Genomic DNA, 18,474 nt, shown 5'->3' with positions numbered 1-18,474 from the left:
AAGCAAAGATAATGACGTTTAAACTGTACTAATAAAAAAAGATTTTTTATTAGTACAATATGATCAACAACCATAGTTTACAGTAATTAAACAAAGCCGTCAATTATTTATAACCTTATTTTGAAACCGCTTATAAAACTTAAGATCACACTGCGCCAAACTGTACTATAAAAGACTTTAAACTGTATTATAAAAAGGCTCTACTGTACTATAATTAAAAAAAATTACAAAGAGTAAATTAAGTTATTTAACTTCGAGGGCGGGCTTTGAGAAGATGCCGCGGGATAAAAACGGGCAGTTAGCAATCGTCCCGCCTGCCGGACAGACGGGACGATGCTTTTGTCTAATTATTCAATACCCGCCCACACGATATTCAGCGGCGTCAGCACGGCATGAGGATGAAACTCGGAAATCGGAGTGAAAAATACATACGTAAAATCTTCGGCTGGATCAGAAAACATGCCGCACCAACCCATTCCAAGATGTGAGAAGGTGCCTTCTGTCATGAAATAATGGTCACCGGCCGGCCACAAATTAATGCCTAAACCAAAGCCGCCTTCCTCTCTGGGCGCTCCGAAGAAGTAAAAAGGAAGACCGGGCTTTATTTGATTTCTCAGCATGGCCTCGACTGTTTTTCTTCCAAGCAGCTTCTTATCTTTCAATCTGCCTTTATTTCTAAACATTTCAGCCAACTTCCAAATATCTTCCAGCGAAGAGTACAGACCGCTTGTCGCTTTATTCGGAAAATACGGGTGATGACTTTTTTCCAGCTGTACGCACTCGTGTTCATTGATCACACAAACTTCTTCTTTTAACGCATCAGGCACATAAAAAAACGTTCTTTCTAATCCGAGCGCTTCAATAATATGCTTTGTTACATACTGTTCGTAGGACACGCCTGTTACTTTTGAAATAATGATGCCAAGTATAACAAAGCCGGTTCTGGAATAGTTCCATGCTTCATCCACTCCGTACTCTAAAGGCGTACTGATCAGATAGTTTATCCATTCTTCCTCATTCGTTAAGTCAATGCCTTCAGCCTTTTGAATATCCAGCTCAAAACTTAATCCCGCCGTATGAGTCAAAAGGTGTAAAATTTTAATTTCTCCGAAACCCGGTTTATCAAACGCAGGCAAAATGAGCTTGACCGGCATTTTCAAATCGAGCAGACCTTTTTCGACGAGCTGCATGACGGCTACAGCGGTAAACACTTTTGTCAAAGAACCGATTTCTCTGATTGTATCAAGCTGAAATGTTTGCTTTTCTTTTTGTCCGCCGGTAAATTCCCCTAACGACTCAGCTGCAAAAACCTCGCCTCCTCTTGACATCATATAACTCGCACATTGCAGATCTCCAATGTCTATCATCGTCTGATAATGGCTGTTAAGAGCGTTAATTTGTTTCATATCAAATGCCGGATTGCTTATTGTTTGTTTCATTGTTTTCTCCCCCTGTACTGTATGTATCGTTTTCATCCCTTACTTACTGATTTCTTGATGAATTCTGACACCGCTTTATTAAATTCTTCCGGATGTGTGACGTTCGGAAGATGCCCCGCTCCCTTAATTTTCTTTATTTCTGCATTGCTCAGCAGTTTCTGCAGCCTTTTTGTTTCTTTCTGATCAACTACGCTTTCCTTCTCACCCGTAAGGATGAGCGTTCTTGTATGAATGTCTTTTAAAAAGCCGATCGTAGAATAGCCTTCTTGTTGATGTATCTTCATAAAACGTTCAATAGAAGCATTTAAGAATTGATTACTGTATAAACTTTCATATTCATGCGATTTTCCTATAGCTATAAAATCATTTTTCAGTTTTTCCTCGACACTGCTTTCAGGGTCTTCTTCGTATTCGGTGTAACTTCCGGAAAGAATGAGTGTTTTTACTTTTTCAGGGTATTCATAGGCTATCCTCTGCCCTATCATGCCTCCCCAAGAAGCTGCCGCAATGTGGATCGGCCAAGCAACCCCTATCTCGTTCAGCACTTCGATAAAAGTCTGAGCCAGCCCGCTCAATGTAAAATCGGCGCTCCCCTCACTCAGCCCGTAACCCGGTGTGTGGATGACAATTACATTAAATTGGTCTGCCCACTCCTTCATTTGTTCTTTCCACATGTAAGCAGTGGTAGCAAAACCGCAAATCAGTAAAATTGTTTCACCCTTACCGCTCATCAATATTTCCATATGCCGGGCATTTTCTGTGTTTGCCAGAAAATGAACGGTTTCCGTTTCTTCTGTCTGGTAAAAAGCGATGAGTTTTTTTGCGGCATCGCTTTGATCGTACTGAAGGGCTCCTTTCTTCAGTCTGCTCCAATAATGCAAATAATCGTCGAGATGACGATTGGAAGCTGTGCCGAGTATTCGGAATGGACTTTCAGCTTCTTCTTCCGTAACGATTGACGAAGCATCAAAATCGGCTGCAATCGCTGAATCTCTTACTAGAGGCGGTGTTGAACGGGCGGATAACGGATTGAAATCATTTTGTATTTTTTCTTTTTCTCCGTATAACACGATCAGCTGGTGGCCTTGGCCGAGAAGCGAGTGTTCAAAAGCTTTGATTCCGGCAGTATTTTCTAATGGGTGAAGTCCGTACTCGGTTTTCATAATGTCTTGAATGCCGGGATCAACTGACATGCCTCCGTCCTTCCAGAAAGGCCAATTTACAGCGATGGTTTTTCCTGATCTCCCCCCCTCCTTTTTCATACATTCCCTCCACTCGGCAAAATGCTCCAGAAAACGATTGGCGTAGGCGTAATCGGCTTGACCCAGACTTCCGATTTCTGATGAGATGGAAGAAAACAAAACAAAAAAGTCTAAAGGCATATTTCTGAGCGCTTCATCCAAATGAATCACACCATTGACCTTTGATTGCAGCACCGCCTGGGCTTCCGCGTCTGTTTTATTCATAATGAAAGAGTCTTTCAACACGCCTGCACTGTAAATGACCCCGTTGATTTCGGAATAATCAGCATGAATTTTTTCCGCTAACTTGATGACCTGCTGTTTATCTGACATGTCAGCCTGGATGTAAGAAATGCTTGCCCCGTCATATCGGATGCTGTCTAATTTTTCTTCCATTTCTGCTGTCATTTTCGATCGCCCGGCAATGATAACGCTGGCTCCGTGATTTGCATAAATAAACGCTGAAATAATCCAGCCGATGCCGCTTAACCCTCCGATGATGAGATACACTCCGTTTTTTACAAACTTTGCGGCCTTTTGCCCTGGTTGCAGCGAAGCATCTTTGTATGCTGTCACCCGCCTTTTTTGATCGCCGTCATATTTCACAGTCTCATGATGTCCGGCACTTAATTCATTGAGAAGCAAAGGTGCTTTTTCAATGGTCTGTCTTGAAGAAATCTCAACCGTTTTACACTTTATATTCGGCTGCTCCGCATTCAGCGTTTTAAAAAAGCCTCCAATCGCGGCGTAAACCGGATTTGTATATTGATCCTTGTCATGTACGTACAAAAGGTTGATGTTATCTTTTATTTTTTGACGGATCAACGCTTTGCTTAAATAAAGGATTGAATAAAAGCTGTGAGTCAAATCTAACGCTGCCTCAGTATAAGCTTTTTTTGACAGGTAATGAATGATTGACGCCGGAAACGCTCCGGACTTTTTCATATCATCTAACAGTCTGGTGTAATGAGCAGACTGCTCCGGATTAAATTTATAATGCTTTTCATTTACCATTTCATATTCAGCAGCGGCTTCCGCATAAATAACATTTTCACTGCCGATGTACTTTCGGATTTCATCACTCAATGAACTGTCGAAATCGAAAATCAATGTATTTTCCTTAGGCACTTCTCCGGATTTTAATGGCGATTCTATCCATTCTTTTTGTAAATATAAAGATTCAAGCACCGGCTTTTCAGACGGCTCTTTCGTTTGCGTTTTTTCTTTAAAAGCTGCGGCCGGCGTATTACGCACAGCATATTTTTCTTCTAAATAAGCCGCTAAATCATGAATATTGTTATAATCAAAAAGCAATGTCGGATACAATTGTGTATCCAATCTTTCCTCGAGCATTTTCGATATATGCAGCAGCTGTTTTGAGTCAAGACCCAGTTCGTAAAAAGATTGATGTTTGTCCGCTTTATTTGGCGGCGTGTTTGTCACATCTCCAATAATGGATGACAGCTCATCTGTTAATGTTTTTTGACTGTCTTGGTGCTGAACTGTATCAGAGATAGAGTCTGTAACGCGAGCTCCGTATTTCTCCTGCAGATATTCCGTCAATTCACCGATTGTGGAGTAATCAAATAATAAAGTCGGGTACAGCTTTGAACCTAACATCAGTTCTAATTTTTTGGATAAGTCTAATAACTGTTTAGAATCCAAGCCCATCTCGTAAAAGGAAATATCATTCTTCACTGTTTCAGCAGGCTTTTCAATCATGCCGGCTATCTCTTGGATCAAATTATTTCTGATCATTTCTTTATTGTTCGTTACGCTGCCGACCTCTTTTGCTTTATGGGAATGCTCCAGCCTTTGTATTGATTTTTCATTTCTGACTCTTTTCACACCGAATCGTTCATAATAAAAAGCAAGCTCTCCATCAGGCCTGTATACTTCTATGTCCGCATATAAAATGTCTTTAGAAGGCGGCTGCGTTATACTGTTTTTATTAATATACACAAAACAAGATCCGGTTGTTTTATGCAGTGCCCGGAATGTCTCAATATATATAGGGATAAACGCATTTGTTCCTTCATCCGGCAAGTCTGATGTAAGGATTCCCAACAGGCTGAGAGACCCATCCAAAAATGCGGGATGCATGTAAAAGTCATCTGTATATTCTTTTGAAAGTCCGCTTAAACTGACCTCTCCCAGAATATAATTTTCACCTTCATATACCGTACCTTCCAATTTCATAAAATCTTTATGAATCAGGCCGCCCCTGCGCAAATTACGATAGGCGGCTTCAGCCTCCGAAGTCCGGACGGCCCCTTTCTTTAATGCTTCGATTGAAATTGTCTTTTCGTTTATCGCATTTTTTCTTATGATTTCCGCCTGCAAGTTGACTGACGCTTCACCTTCCGCCTTTTCAGCGACCCATTTCCTGCTTGTTGTTTCAACAAGCCAGCCGTTTTCTTGTTCCGTAAACTGGAAGGTGACTTTTTTATCAAAATGGACTGACGTCGCAACAGGTTCACGGAATAAAACATGTTTGATTTCAAAACTTCGGGGTGATATCCCTTTCTCAGCTAAAAATCGTGTTATTAAATCCAGATACGTGACGCCGGGTATCGTACGCACTTGATGAAGGACATGGTCTGAAACAATATAATCGTCATGTTTGACTAATACGCTGAACCTCATGCAACTCGACAACCTTTCTTCTTTTACAAAGTAAAGAAACAGAGCAGGTGCTACTCTGTTTCATCAATAATTTCAAGAAGCCGTTTTTTATTCTGTTTGATTTGTTTTTTCCGATTTGAATCCGGCCAGTACTCTTTTCTGACAAACTCGGCAGGCGGCAGCGGAGTTCTGACGGAATGATATGAATCATCCAGGCCGCTTACCAAAAGGTGGGCGTTTGTTCCGCCAAAACCGAAAGCGCTGATGCCCGCCCTCCGTTTTCCATCCTTCCAGCTTCTCAGTTCTGTATTCGGATAAAAAGGCGACTTTTCAAATTCAAAGCGGGGATTTGGCGTTTCACAATTCAATGTAGGCGGAATTTCCTTATGCCATATTGATAAAATCACTTTAATGAAACTTGCCGCTCCGGCAGCGCTTAATAAGTGTCCGATATTGGTTTTTACACTTCCTACTCCGCAAAATTGCGTTTTGTTTGTGTCTCTTCGGAATACTTTTGTCAGAGCCTGAAGCTCAATCGGATCTCCAATCATCGTGCCTGTGCCGTGAGTTTCGACGTAGCTGACTGATCCGGGAGTGATATCGGCTTTTTCAAATGCATCTTGAATAACCTGCTCTTGAAGCTTAGGATTCGGAGTCGTAATTCCCATTGTCGCACCGTCGTTATTAATAGCTGATGCTTCAATGATACCGTATATCCGATCTCCGTCAGCTTTTGCTTTCTCCAGCGGTTTTAACAGAACAGCGCCAAAACCCTCTCCGGGTACAAAGCCGTTTGCCCTTTCATCAAAAGTAAAACACTGACCGTCCGGCGAAAGAGCTCCTCCTTCTGTTAACATCAGGTAAGGAATTTCATCCAAAAGCAGATCCGCCCCTCCTGCCAGCGCCATTTCTGAATCACCGTTTTTTATGCTTTGGCAGGCTAAATGAATGCTGACTAATGAAGAAGAACAAGCGGTATCAGAAACCATGCTTGGACCGTGAAAATTAAAGAAATGCGACACATGTGAAGCAATAAAGTTTTGACTAAGCCCGACGATGTGGCTGCTGCTTTCTTTCGGCAGTTTGTGACCGTAGCCGGCCATTCTGGAACCGACAAATACGCCGACTTTTTTTCCCGATAATTCTGTTTCTTCATAACCGGCATCCCGTACAGTCTGTACACTCGTTTCCAAGAAATGTCTTATCAGCGGGTCCGTTTGGATGGCTTTCTCCTCTTCCATACGGAAATACTCCGGATCGAAGCTGCCGATTCCATTGATAAATCCTCCCCATTTGCTGATGCTTTTTCCCTTTTGCTGCACCGGAGAGTAATTTTCTTCTATATTCCACCGGGAATCAGGTACTTCTTTAATATGGTTCTTCCCTTTTCTCAGATTGTCCCAAAATTCCTCTTTATCAGCCGCGCCCGGAAACTTACATCCGATTCCGATAACAGCTATCTTTGCAGAGGAAGCCGTCTGCAGTTCTGTATTTCGGCTCGTCACAGACTGCATATCATGCTGATTGCTGCTTTGAGAATCAGTCTGTTCGATTTGTTTTTTCAACGGCGGCGCCGTCTTACCGATATATTCCGCAAGACCAAGAATCGTGTTGTGTTCAAGAAGCACAGTAGGGTCGATTTTTTTCTGAATCATTGCTTCTATACGATGTATAATGCTGACAAGAAGTATAGAATCCACACCGTATTCCTGAAAATCCGTATTTGGGTTAAGCTTTTCAAGGGGTATGCTCAATTCCTCGGCAAATACGGCAGAAAGTTCACTGACAAGCCCTTCTGAACGATCAAAAGTGCCGGGAGTCTCCTGTCTTCGGGCCGGAAATGAAGCCTTGCCGGTTTTATTGATGTTCAGGAGACTATCTGCATGAAACACTGTTCCTTTTTTCACGATAGGAATGATATTGGCCGATTTTTTCTCCAGTGCATGATACAAAATCGCCAGTCCTTCCCGCGTGGAAAGAGAGTCCAATCCCAATTCATCATATAAAGGACTCGTCACAGTCCCCATTCCGACTTCTTTCCAGCTCGGCCAATTGATGGACGTGAAATACGTTCTCCTCTTTTGAAAATGATAAGCCGCGAAATAGTCCATATATGCGTTTGCAGACGCGTAATCAGTCATTCCTTTCGACAGTTTGGGTGACTGTGCTGCAATTGATGAAAACAGAATAAAGAAATCCAGCGGCCTATTATTAAAAATCCGCTCCAAATTCTGAAGTCCAGTGACTTTCGGCCCGTACACCGTCTTAAATTCACTCATTCTTTTATGAATAAAGGCCGGATTTCCGCCGCTGTGCAGTCCGGCACAGTGTATGACACCGCTAATATCTTTAAATTCAAGGCTTACTTGGTGAAAGAATGATCGAAGCTTCTCTTCATTTGTGAGAGAACCGCTGTAATACAGATAGTCGACACCTTTCTCTTCAAAACTTTGAAACAGTTTTATATTGCTGACTGTCTTTTCGTCCTGTCTGCCCTCTTTCAGCAAATGATCCCATTCACTTCGCAAAGGTAATGGACGCGTACCCGTCAGCACGAGTTTTTTCACTCCCCGTTTCACCAAATCTTCAGCTATTGCTCTGCCAATGCCCCCTGTTCCGCCGGTAATGACGATGGCTTTATCCGCAGGAAATGAAACAGGACCGCCGCCGGTATGGATTCTTTCTTCTTCAAAATACGGAACATATCTGACGCCGCTGCGGTAGCATACTTCATTCTCTCCTGTACATTGCGCCCTTTCAATCTCAAAGATTTGTTTCAGCTCATGCGTTTCTTTCATGCTGTCTATATCTATTGTTTTCACATGAACAAAGCCGTATTCCGCAGAAAGGGCTTTCAGAAAAGCAGCTGATTCTGCACCCGTCAGCTTTGGTTTTTCCGCTTTAAATACCTGCAAGCCATTGGTTAGTTGTAAAATGGATAATGGTGTTTCCTTTTTACTCCGCTTAATTATTTCTTGTATAAATAAGAATTTACCATATGGGATGCCGTTCTGATTTTCACTCTGGTTTCCGATATCTGAGAAATCAAATATATTTTCGACCTGCCGCTCACCGCCCGAAAAGACCTCACAGATAACGTCGTATGCGTGGTTTTCATCTAATAAAGAACACTCAAACATTTGATCAGAGTGTTTTATAAATGAAGAGTGATGTTTTATGACAATCAGATTCTCCTGATCTATATCCGAACAAATGGTGCGGGCAATTGATTCTGTGTCTTGATTCACAAATACAACTGTCAGTCCGTACTCTTTTGTTTCGGAAGGATTTACAAACGGATTCTCCCTCCATTTTTTTTGCAAGTGATGTTGAAAAGAATGCTGAGGGATCTCTGCCCTCTCAGTCCTGAACGGAACCCAATAACGTTCTTTTGCAAACGGATAAGTCGGAATTGAGATCCGTTTACCCGGCTGCTGTAAATGTTGATGAACGGATTTCCAGTCGATATCCGCCCCCCAAACCCATAATTGAGCCAGCTTTTCCGCTTCACCGTTCTCAATAATGGTCTTTACAAACAATTCACCTGCTCTGCCTTCTGTTAACGCCTTCATTTTTTCAGCAAATGCATCTGATTGCTGATTAACATATACGCCTGGAACTTGCTTGTCACCGCGGCAAAACTCAGATAATTTATCTTTCATTTCTTTAAGAGAGGTACCGGTAATCGCCGCTCTGGCCTCCATCGCTTCTCTGCCCGATTGTGTAGTGTATGCCAGATCCCGTAAAACGACGCTTTCCGATTGGCCGCCTTCCATCACTTCATTCGGGAACATGTCTCTTATCGCTCCGGCATATTCCTTCAGTAAGTATTCAGTAACCGCTTGAATGGAGGGGCAATCCGTTAATTCATACATCGTGAGTTCAATATGAAACATTTCGTTAATAAAATCCGCCATCCGGCTTAATTCCAAAGGACCTACGCCAAATTCACTCAGGTGATCAGAAATATTAATTTCTTCCGGATGAATATGAAGCAATTCCGAAACAAACGGTTTGAGTACTTCATTCACCTTTTCTTTCATATCAGGCTGTTTATCCTTTACTTCAGGACTTAGTGAACGCTGAATAAAATCTTTCATGTTTTCGGCATACTCAAGAAGACGTTCATTGTCTTTGGCAGATAACAGGACAATATGCGGTTCGTTCTCAACATGTTCTGTTGAGACGTTTGTTTCTTCATATTCTTCTATAATGATATGAACATTCGTTCCTCCCGCTCCGAATGAGCTGATTCCCGCTCTTCTCGGAACAGTTACTGTTTTTCCGTTTTCCTGCAGTTTCGGTTTCTTCCAGTCTTGCAATGACCGCTGTACATAAAAGGGAGATGCTTTAAAATCAATATTTGGATTCAACGTCTCTGCATGTATGGAAGGAAACAGTTTTTTCAGTTTCATTTGCAAAAGAACCTTTGTCAAACCGGCAATTCCCGCTGCGGCCTCAAGATGACCGATATTTGATTTGACAGAACCGATTGAACAATATTGAGTATGCTCCGTAAATTCCCGAAACGCTTTTGTTAATCCGGTGATCTCAATCGGGTCTCCCAGAGAAGTTCCCGTTCCGTGAGCTTCAATATAACTAATTGTACGAGGGTCAATACAAGCTTTCTGAAGCGCGTCCTGTATCAGTTCAGTCTGACCATTTGGATTAGGAACCGTAAAACCGTTTGTTCTCCCTCCGTGATTGACCGCTGTCGCTTTAATCAGCGCATAAATATGATCTCCGTCCCTTACCGCTTCCGCCGCCGGCTTTAAAAGTACGGAGCCCACTCCTTCTCCCGGTACATAACCGTCACCGCCCTCGCCGAATGTACGGCATCGGCCATCACTTGCAAAGAAGCGGCTTTGATTTAATAATGTATATTTATTCGGATGAAGCGTAAGATTGACCCCGCCCGCAACAGCAAGTGTGCTTTCTCCTCTTCGTATACTTTCACAGGCTAAGTGAATGGCGTTAAGAGAGGATGAACACATTGTATCCACCGCCATACTCGGCCCCTTAAAATTAAAGAAATACGATATTCTGTTTGCTATTGCAGAAAATGGAGACCCGACGGCCAGTTCATTTCCTTTAAGTGATTCTTCAACGCCGAAAAATTGATAGCTTCCATATGTGACGCCTGCAAATACTCCGACCTTTTTGCGGGTCAGATCTGAAGGTTTATAACCCGCATCCTCTATGGTATTGTACACTGTCTCTAAAAAGAGACGTTCCTGAGGATCAAGAAAAGCAGCTTCTTTCGGTGATATCCGGAAAAATAAAGGATCAAACCGGTCTGGATTTTTCAGAAAACCTCCCCACTTATAGCAGCTTCCCTCGAGCATTTCCTTCCGGTCATCAGGAATTTCGCTTACGCAATCCCGTCCATTCATCAGCACATTCTGGAACTCTCTGATGTTTTCCGCACCCGGATATCTGCCGCTGACACCGATAATGGCTATATCAGCAGAAAGGGGATCGGCCGCAATGTGCTCTTTTGAACCTTCTCCTTCAGAGCGTGCCGGCGCTTTTGTTTCCACTGGTTTTCTTTTTTGCTTTTTTTGATATGAAACAAGTTCAGATTTGCCGGCCGGGTTCAGCAGTTTCATCATTCGTTCGCTGTGATGACTCAGGAAATATTCGGCTAACTGCGATATGGAATGATATTCAAAAAATAATGTTTTCGACAATCTGCCGATACTTTGCTCCAGCTTTTTGGTCAGACGCATGATCATCACTGAATCAATGCCGTATTTCTCCAGGTATTGTTTTTCATCTATGAGTGAGGCCGGTAATTTCAATTCCTCTGACATTATATTTTTTAGATAGCTGATGATATTTTGTCTTAATTCATCGCTTTGTAAATCGGCATCTTCCTGCTGGTCTGAATGTAAGCTGATTGTGCCGGCACGCTTCAGCACATCCTCAATCTTTTCTTTTCGGCCTTTCAGGGCGATCAGCTGTTCAGATGATTGACACAAGCTGTTCTCCAGAGCCTCTATTCCGTCACCGTCATCTAGCGGGTCAAGGCCGAGTTCCTGTTTCATGTAGGATATTCCTTCATCGTCAATATTCATCCCGCCGGAAGTCCATAGCGGCCAATTGACTGACACCACCCTTTCGGCAGACTCTTTTGCGGTCATAACTGCTGCATACTGATCCAAAAAGGCATTGGCGAAAGCATAGTCACATTGGCCGGCTGATCCGAAGACTGCCGATGTGGATGAAAACAAGACAAGTAATTCAACTTTCATTTTTTTGATTTCTTCCGCCAGCCAGAGCGCGCCATAAACTTTCGAACTTGTGACTTGATCGATTTCTTCTTTTGTCTTTCTTAAGATAAAAGAGTCACGGAGTACGCCGGCACTGTGAAATACTCCATGTAAGGTGCCGAACTGCTCTTTTGCAAAAGCAAACATCCGTTCAGCATCACTTTGTTTTGAAACATCAGATCGGATATATTCAACTGTTGAACCTGAACTTCTTAAATATTCGATCTTTTTTTTCTGCTCTTCAGTTAAATCAGAGCGCCCTGTCAATATGAGATTCGCTTTCCATTTTTCCGACAGATGTTTTGCCAGTATATAACCGAGACCGCCCAGGCCTCCTGTAATCAGATAATTTTCATGATGTTTCAGCGGCTGGGTTAAATCGAATGAGCCGGCTTTATTATAGCTTTTCGTAAAACGTCTGCCGTTTTCATAGCGCACTTCAAAATGGCTATCCCGTTTTTCGTCACACTCTCTCTGATATATATCAGCTATTGCTGGAAGAGCGGCTCCCGCACCCTCTGATTGCGTGATATTGATAATCTGGTAGTGAAAATTGGGGTGTTCCTGGTGAACGGTTTTCACCAATCCGCCGAGAGCATGATGCAGCGGCAGTTGTTCTTTATTCTCAGTTTGAAAAACATGCGTCAGTTTTAGTATCTTTTTCCATTTTAGTTCAATCAGCGCCTGTGTAATATACAGAAGAGAAAACAATCCGTTTTCCAATTGTTTCTGTATACCTCCCTTACTCATGTCAGCCTGAGAATCAGACCACAAGTGAAGAATCTTTTCGGGCGGCTGATAATGATCATGAATGTATCGGAACAGCTTTAGATAATCGTCTTTTTTCACGTGGTTCATACAAATCGTATCATCATGTAAAACAGCAAATTCTTTTCCGCGGATGACAAACAAGAGAGTGCAGTCCTTAAACAAACCGCTCAATTCTTGTATTTGCCGTTCATTTTCTGCAAAAATCAGGAGCAATCCCGTCAAGGACACGCTCTTCTTACTCGGAATGAACGATTCTGTCCATTCCGGCTTGTAATATAAAAGCGGATGGTTCGATGCCCGTGATTTTTGATTCTGAATGGATGTCACACGGGCATAGCCTTCGTCAGCCGACATTTGTCCTGTTTGAATCAGATCAAGAATATCGCTGATTTGTTCACGTTTTCCGTTCATCATTCTTCCCCCATTAATTGTTTCAATACAGCCTTCTGATCAATATCATTGGTTTCTAATTGACGCAGGAGACGAATGAGTTCATCGTCCGTCTGAACAGTGTCTTTTTCATGACCATATCTGAATCTCACATCTCTGCACTCCGCCAGAATGCTTCCGTTTCCATCTGTAAATGTCATATGACACGTTACATCACGGCTGTTCTGCCGGTTCACTTTTTGAGTATAAACATAAAAATTTTGAGCGAGAGGCTGATAGACATCCGCCGCTCCCATTCCGATCAATTCCGGGAAGGTTTCTCCGCTGACAAAAAATGCACTGGCTTGAATCGCGGACTCAAGCGCTTCAGGAGAAATCGTAAAATTTTCTCTTTTTGCATAAAGCTCATCCGGCATTGAATGAAGCGACAGCATTCCGTAACTGTTTTTCGCTGATTCAATGACAAAAGGCGATTCAGCCGGATGTTCAGTCATTTCTGATTTGACTTCAGCAATATCAAGCGCTTCAGGAAGCATACCGCTTTCAGACTTAACCATATGCGCATTTCCCTTGGCAAGACGTACTTTATTCTCATTTTTTGTGTCTGCATATATGTCAAACCGCGCAAAGTCACGCTCAGGCGTCAGCGTAATCATCAGTTCCCGTATATCAGTCATTCCGTTCATGCTTTCGGTCCACAATAAATCGGTCAATGTTTGAACTGGTTGTCCAAATGCCGCCGCTGCATTGACGATAGCCATTTCAGCCAAGGATGCGTAAGGGAAAAAGGACACGTTTCCTTCAGACAGACTTAGTGCGAACGGATGATTACGGCTGATTTTTTTCGTGAAACTGAACTGATTAAAATCGGACGTGTTACTCCCCAAGAAAGGGTGACCCGTCTTACTCACATCCGCTGAAACAAGTGCTTCCCCTTTTTCCGCTATCCAATACCGCTGTTTGATCAGCGGTTGTCCCGGAATAGAAATCCTGCGGGCATTCCGATTCACCTCAAAAGTCTCCCAATCTATCTTTCTTCCGTTTACCCATTTGGATGCTGCTTCGGCGTAATCTGAACAAACGTGAGGCATTTCATTGTGAACTTCTGATTCGAATGTATTACCGGTATAGCTTAAGCTGCTTTTTTCACCCCTGGTATAAGCTGAAAGCTCTTCAGCAATGACCTGCCCGGAATCTGCCACTATCGCCAGCCGTTCTTCCATATGATCGCGTCCCGTCTGAAGTGTATAGGCAATATCCTGAAGACGCAGTTTATGATTGTTATCCTTCGATTCATTTTCTGATAGAAAATCAGCCATAACCTTCGCATATTTTATCAGCCGTTGTTTGTCTTGAGCCGATAAAACAAAGATCACTCGGCCGCTTTGATGATCAAAAGCTTTTGGCGGCTCATACGCTTCCAATATAAGATGCGCGTTTGTCCCTCCTGCCCCAAAAGCGCTTACCCCGGCTCTTAAAGGATGAACAGCATGGCTGTTTTGCGGAATATTCCATTCAGCCGCTTTCCGCTGCACTTGAAAAGGAACCTGATCAAAATCTATAAACGGATTAACAATATCGGAATGCAGAGAGGGAACAAGCTGCTTATTCTTCATTTGGAGAAGCACTTTCGTTACCGCAGCGATTCCTGCCGCAGATTCTAAATGTCCGATATTTGATTTCACCGAACCGATGGCGCAAGGATGGTTCAATTGATAGGAATCTTTCAGTCCTTGAATTTCAATCGGATCGCCTAATGACGTCCCTGTTCCATGCGCTTCAATATAATTGACGGTGTTCGGATCAATGTCAGCTTTACGAAGCGCTTCTGAAATGACCTCCGCCTGTGCATCCGGATTCGGTATGGAATACCCGCTCGTCTTTCCTCCGTGATTAACGGCGCTTCCCTTAATCACACCGTATATTTGATCTTGATCTTCTATAGCTTTTTTCAATGGTTTTAACAATACGGCTCCGACTCCCTCACCGGGAACATAACCGCTTCCGTCTTTTCCAAAACTCCGGCATCTGCCGTCACTTGATAGAAACTGTCCCATGCTGAGGAACTTATATTTATTCGGATGTATTGACAAATTCACTCCGCCGGCTAATGCCATATCGCTCTCTCCGCAATGTATGCTTTGGCATGCGTAATGAATAGAGGTCAGTGATGAAGAGCACATTGTATCCAGAGCCAAACTCGGACCTTTTAAATGAAAGTAATAAGACACCCGATTGGCAATTGAAGAATAGACGGAAGCCGGCGAGAAAGCCACTCCATTTTCTTCTCCTTCAAATAGTTGATATTGGCCCCACATGGCACCGACAAATACACCGACTTTCATCTTTTCCAGCATGTTTCTCGGGTACCCTGAGTCTTCAAAACAATTTTTGGCCGTTTCTAAAAAGAGCCTTTCCTGGGGATCCATAAGTTCTGCTTCCCGTGGGGAAATATGAAAGAAAAGCGGATCAAATTGATCGGCACCGCTGATAAAACCTCCCCACTTGCTGTAAGACTTCCCTTTCATATCTCTGTCTTCGCTGAAGAAATCATCCAAATTCCAGCGGTCAGGCGGGATTTCTGTAATACAATCTTTTCCGCTCTTTAAATTCTCCCAAAATTCAGGTAAGTCTTCAGCCATCGGATACTTTCCGCTTAATCCGATAATGGCAATGTCTTGATGCCTTATATCAGCCGTTTCATTTATTTGGATCTCACGGCTTTCATCCTCCATTAAGGTATCTTGAAGTGCAGATTCCAATTTTTCTTTGTCACCTTCAAACACGATCAGCTGTGATGCGTTCAGAGAGAGTGAATCTTGAAAAGCTTTGATCCCATTGGTTTTACTAAGAGGAACCATACCGATTTTTTGTTTCATCCATTTTTCAGTTTGTTTATCCACTTTCATGCCGCCGTCTTCCCATAGGGGCCAGCCGATGGCTACTGAGACGCCGGAGCGTTCTTTTTTCTGCCTCATTCCTTCACGCCACTCAGCGAAAAGATCGATGAACCTATTGGCCAGGGCGTAATCCGTCTGTCCGATATTCCCGTACATCGAGCTGCTTGATGAAAACATCACAAAGAAGTCCAAAGGTTCGGTTTGCAGCAAGCTGTCCAATAAGACCGTCCCATTTATTTTCGGAGCGATCACTTCCTGAATTTCATCTTTTGATTTTTGAATCAATAAAGCGTCGTGCGTCACACCGGCACTGTGTATCACACCGTTGATTTCTCCGAATTGCCTTTTAATGGTTTTTATGATTCGCTCTGCATCGCGGCTATCTGAAAAATCTCCTCTTATATATTGAACCGAAGAACCGCCTGCTTTCATTCGGCTGATTTTGTTCTTTTTGTCTTCCGTCAGTTCAGAACGGCCCGCTAAAATAATATTGGCTTTCGTTTGCGCTGCGATATGTTCTGCAAATATAAGGCCTAAGCCGCCGGCCCCTCCTGTAATCATGTATACTCCGTTTTCTTTAAAGGAGAAACTTGAGTTTTGTGCCGGTTCTGCTTCCCGTAAGGCACGGACCCAGCGCACATTTCCTTCATAATAAAGATCGGTTTCTCCCGGATGCGCTTCAGTTGATTCGCATCTGATGATTTCAGCTGTAAGAGCCGGCAACGATGACTTGTCTGAAACTGATATCCCGATTGTCTTAAGGGCCAGTTTCGGGTTCTCAAGCAAAATAGACTGCCCTGCGCCATGGACTGAAGCGTAAAGCGGCTGATCATTTTTATGATCCGCCGGATAAAGGAAAAGCGATACAACCTTTTTTTCCGCCTTGCTGCGCATCAATGCCCGGCTGAAAAAGAATAGCGGGTAAGCCCCTTTAGAAAGCTGTTCACTTATTTTTTCCGGGCCGGCAAATGATCCTTCCGGCCACCCGTACACCACAGTGTCGGGCATTTGCCCCCTTTTTTTCAGATCAGCTGCAAGCCTGTCAAAGTGAGCTTCCTCCCTGTGGTCTATCTCATAAACACCGTCTCCGTGATAGGAGAAACGATTCCCTGATAAAACGAGAATGATCTGTGTATTTTCGAATCCATTTTCCCGCATAAAATGAAAAAGCTCTCTGTTATATTGAAACAGCAGACATGTTCTTTTCTTTTTATTTCCGCAATGCGGGTCCCAAGCGGCAGCCTTTTGTCTCCAATACGGCGTTAAATAGGTCAGAGCCGTATGATTCTCTCCATGATGAAGAGGGAGGTCTTTGTCAACGGAAGTCTTTTCGCCGCTCTCCGCAAAATAATTTGCAAGTTTTTGAATCGTCGGATACTCAAACAATAAAGTAGGATACAGTTCCCTGCCTGTTTTCTCCTCCAATGCTTTTACGGCTTGCATTAGTGTGACGGAATCCAGGCCTTGTTCATAAAAACCTTTTACCACAGAGAGTGTTTCAGGGGCAGTCCCTTTGATGTCTGCGATCAGCTGCTGAATGTCTCCTTCTGTTATAAGAGCGGAAAGATTTTCGTTCTTACTTTCTTTCATGTCAGGCTTTTCAGCCGGTTGATTTTGCGTTAAGAAATAACTGGACATTTTTTTATTTTCTTTAATATACGCGGCGAGTTCCCGGATCGTTTTCTGCTCAAACAGGAGTGTAGGATACAGCTGTTCCCCTGTTTTGTTTTCAAGTTCTTTGACAATGGCAAGCAAAGAAGCGGAATCCAGGCCTTGTTCATAAAAACCAATGTCTGTCCTTATGTCACGCAGATCTAGATTTGAAACCCCGGATATTAATTCTTTAAGGTGTGTCTCAATGCTTTCGCTTCGATCTATGATGGAATCTTTTCTGATCAAGCCGTCTTTTGGCTGAGAAGCCGCTTCAGTTTCCAAACGAGTCTGCTTCAGATTTTCAATTAAATCTTTTGAGCGAATATGTTTCACAGACAGCCGCGTAAAATAAGCGATCATCTCCCCGTGTGCATCGTACAAACCGTAACTGACTTGGATGACATCCCCTGAATCATGATGTTGGTCTTGCTTCTCTATGTACACATAACACCTGTCTTCCAGGCGCTTCGTCATACGGAAAGATTCAATATGAATGGGAATATACGTTTTCATCCGGCTTGCCGGAGATCCTTGTGTAAAATATTCGGGACATGCCTGATAAAGGATCGATATGATGGTAGACGCATCAAGAAAAGTGGGATGCAATTGAAAATAGCCGGTATATTGTTTGGCAATTTGGCTGAGCGACAACTCTGCAAGTACAGAATGATCAGACGCATAAACCTTCCCCAGACTCTTCATAAATTCAAAATGCTCTATATCAACCTTTTTTAAATAGTCATAACATATCTCCATATCGGCTTCACGGACGGAGGCATGTTTGATTTCATCGATATGAATTGAACTCATGCTTTCCGGGAATTTCTGCATGAGCCTGCAGTTCATATTCTCATCCCAGCTTTCATCCAGAATGCGGTCATCTTTTACCTTTCTGCTCTTCGCCTGAATTTCCCATCCCTGTTCCAATCCCTGAAAACGGATGCGGATTTCTCTGTCAAAAGTATCCGATGTTGCTACAGGTTCCAAATACAAAATATTCTGACACTCGAGTTCTTCAATAGGCAAACCTTTGCTCAGCGCCATACGGTATATCATATCTAAAAATGTGACACCGGGTATAATCCGGGTGCCATGCACCCGGTGATCCCTGACAATATAGTCCGTATGTTTAATTGTTAATGTGAACTGATAGTTTTGATTACTGGCCACCTGTCTCATTCCT

At 43.0% G+C, this 18,474-nt stretch carries 4 protein-coding genes; all 4 read right to left on the bottom strand.

The window, feature by feature from the left end; all coding sequences use genetic code 11:
* Positions 1-347: 347 nt before the first annotated feature.
* From ACWJJX_RS02920 to ACWJJX_RS02905, 4 genes are read right to left on the bottom strand one after another with little or no spacing between them, the layout of a single operon-like run.
* The gene (locus tag ACWJJX_RS02920) at positions 348-1,439 is read right to left on the bottom strand and encodes a serine hydrolase domain-containing protein (RefSeq protein WP_454022724.1); all 1,092 of its coding nucleotides are present in this window, start codon (positions 1,437-1,439) and stop codon (positions 348-350) included.
* A gap of 32 nt (positions 1,440-1,471) precedes the next feature.
* Positions 1,472-5,326 (bottom strand): alpha/beta fold hydrolase, encoded by a 3,855-nt coding sequence (locus ACWJJX_RS02915; protein ID WP_454022723.1) that lies wholly within the window; start codon positions 5,324-5,326, stop codon positions 1,472-1,474.
* Positions 5,327-5,376: 50 nt separating this feature from the next.
* Positions 5,377-12,759, bottom strand: a complete 7,383-nt coding sequence (locus ACWJJX_RS02910) for an SDR family NAD(P)-dependent oxidoreductase (protein WP_454022722.1) — start codon at positions 12,757-12,759, stop codon at positions 5,377-5,379.
* Positions 12,759-18,461, bottom strand: a complete 5,703-nt coding sequence (locus ACWJJX_RS02905; RefSeq protein WP_454022721.1) for a type I polyketide synthase — start codon at positions 18,459-18,461, stop codon at positions 12,759-12,761. The genes ACWJJX_RS02910 and ACWJJX_RS02905 overlap by 1 nt, the downstream gene beginning before the upstream one ends.
* Positions 18,462-18,474: the final 13 nt, after the last annotated feature.

Source organism: Bacillus sp. YH3-2-B2 (assembly GCF_053663335.1).
Note: the sequence above shows the minus strand (reverse complement) of the source record. Positions and strands in the feature narration are given on the sequence as shown.

Bases quoted from the DNA above. Each gene is read 5' to 3' on its own strand.
- ACWJJX_RS02910 (WP_454022722.1), bottom strand. From the start codon at position 12,759: ATGAACGGAAAACGTGAACAAATCAGCGATATTCTTGATCTGATTCAA.
- ACWJJX_RS02920 (WP_454022724.1), bottom strand. From the start codon at position 1,439: ATGAAACAAACAATAAGCAATCCGGCATTTGATATGAAACAAATTAAC.
- ACWJJX_RS02915 (WP_454022723.1), bottom strand. From the start codon at position 5,326: ATGAGGTTCAGCGTATTAGTCAAACATGACGATTATATTGTTTCAGAC.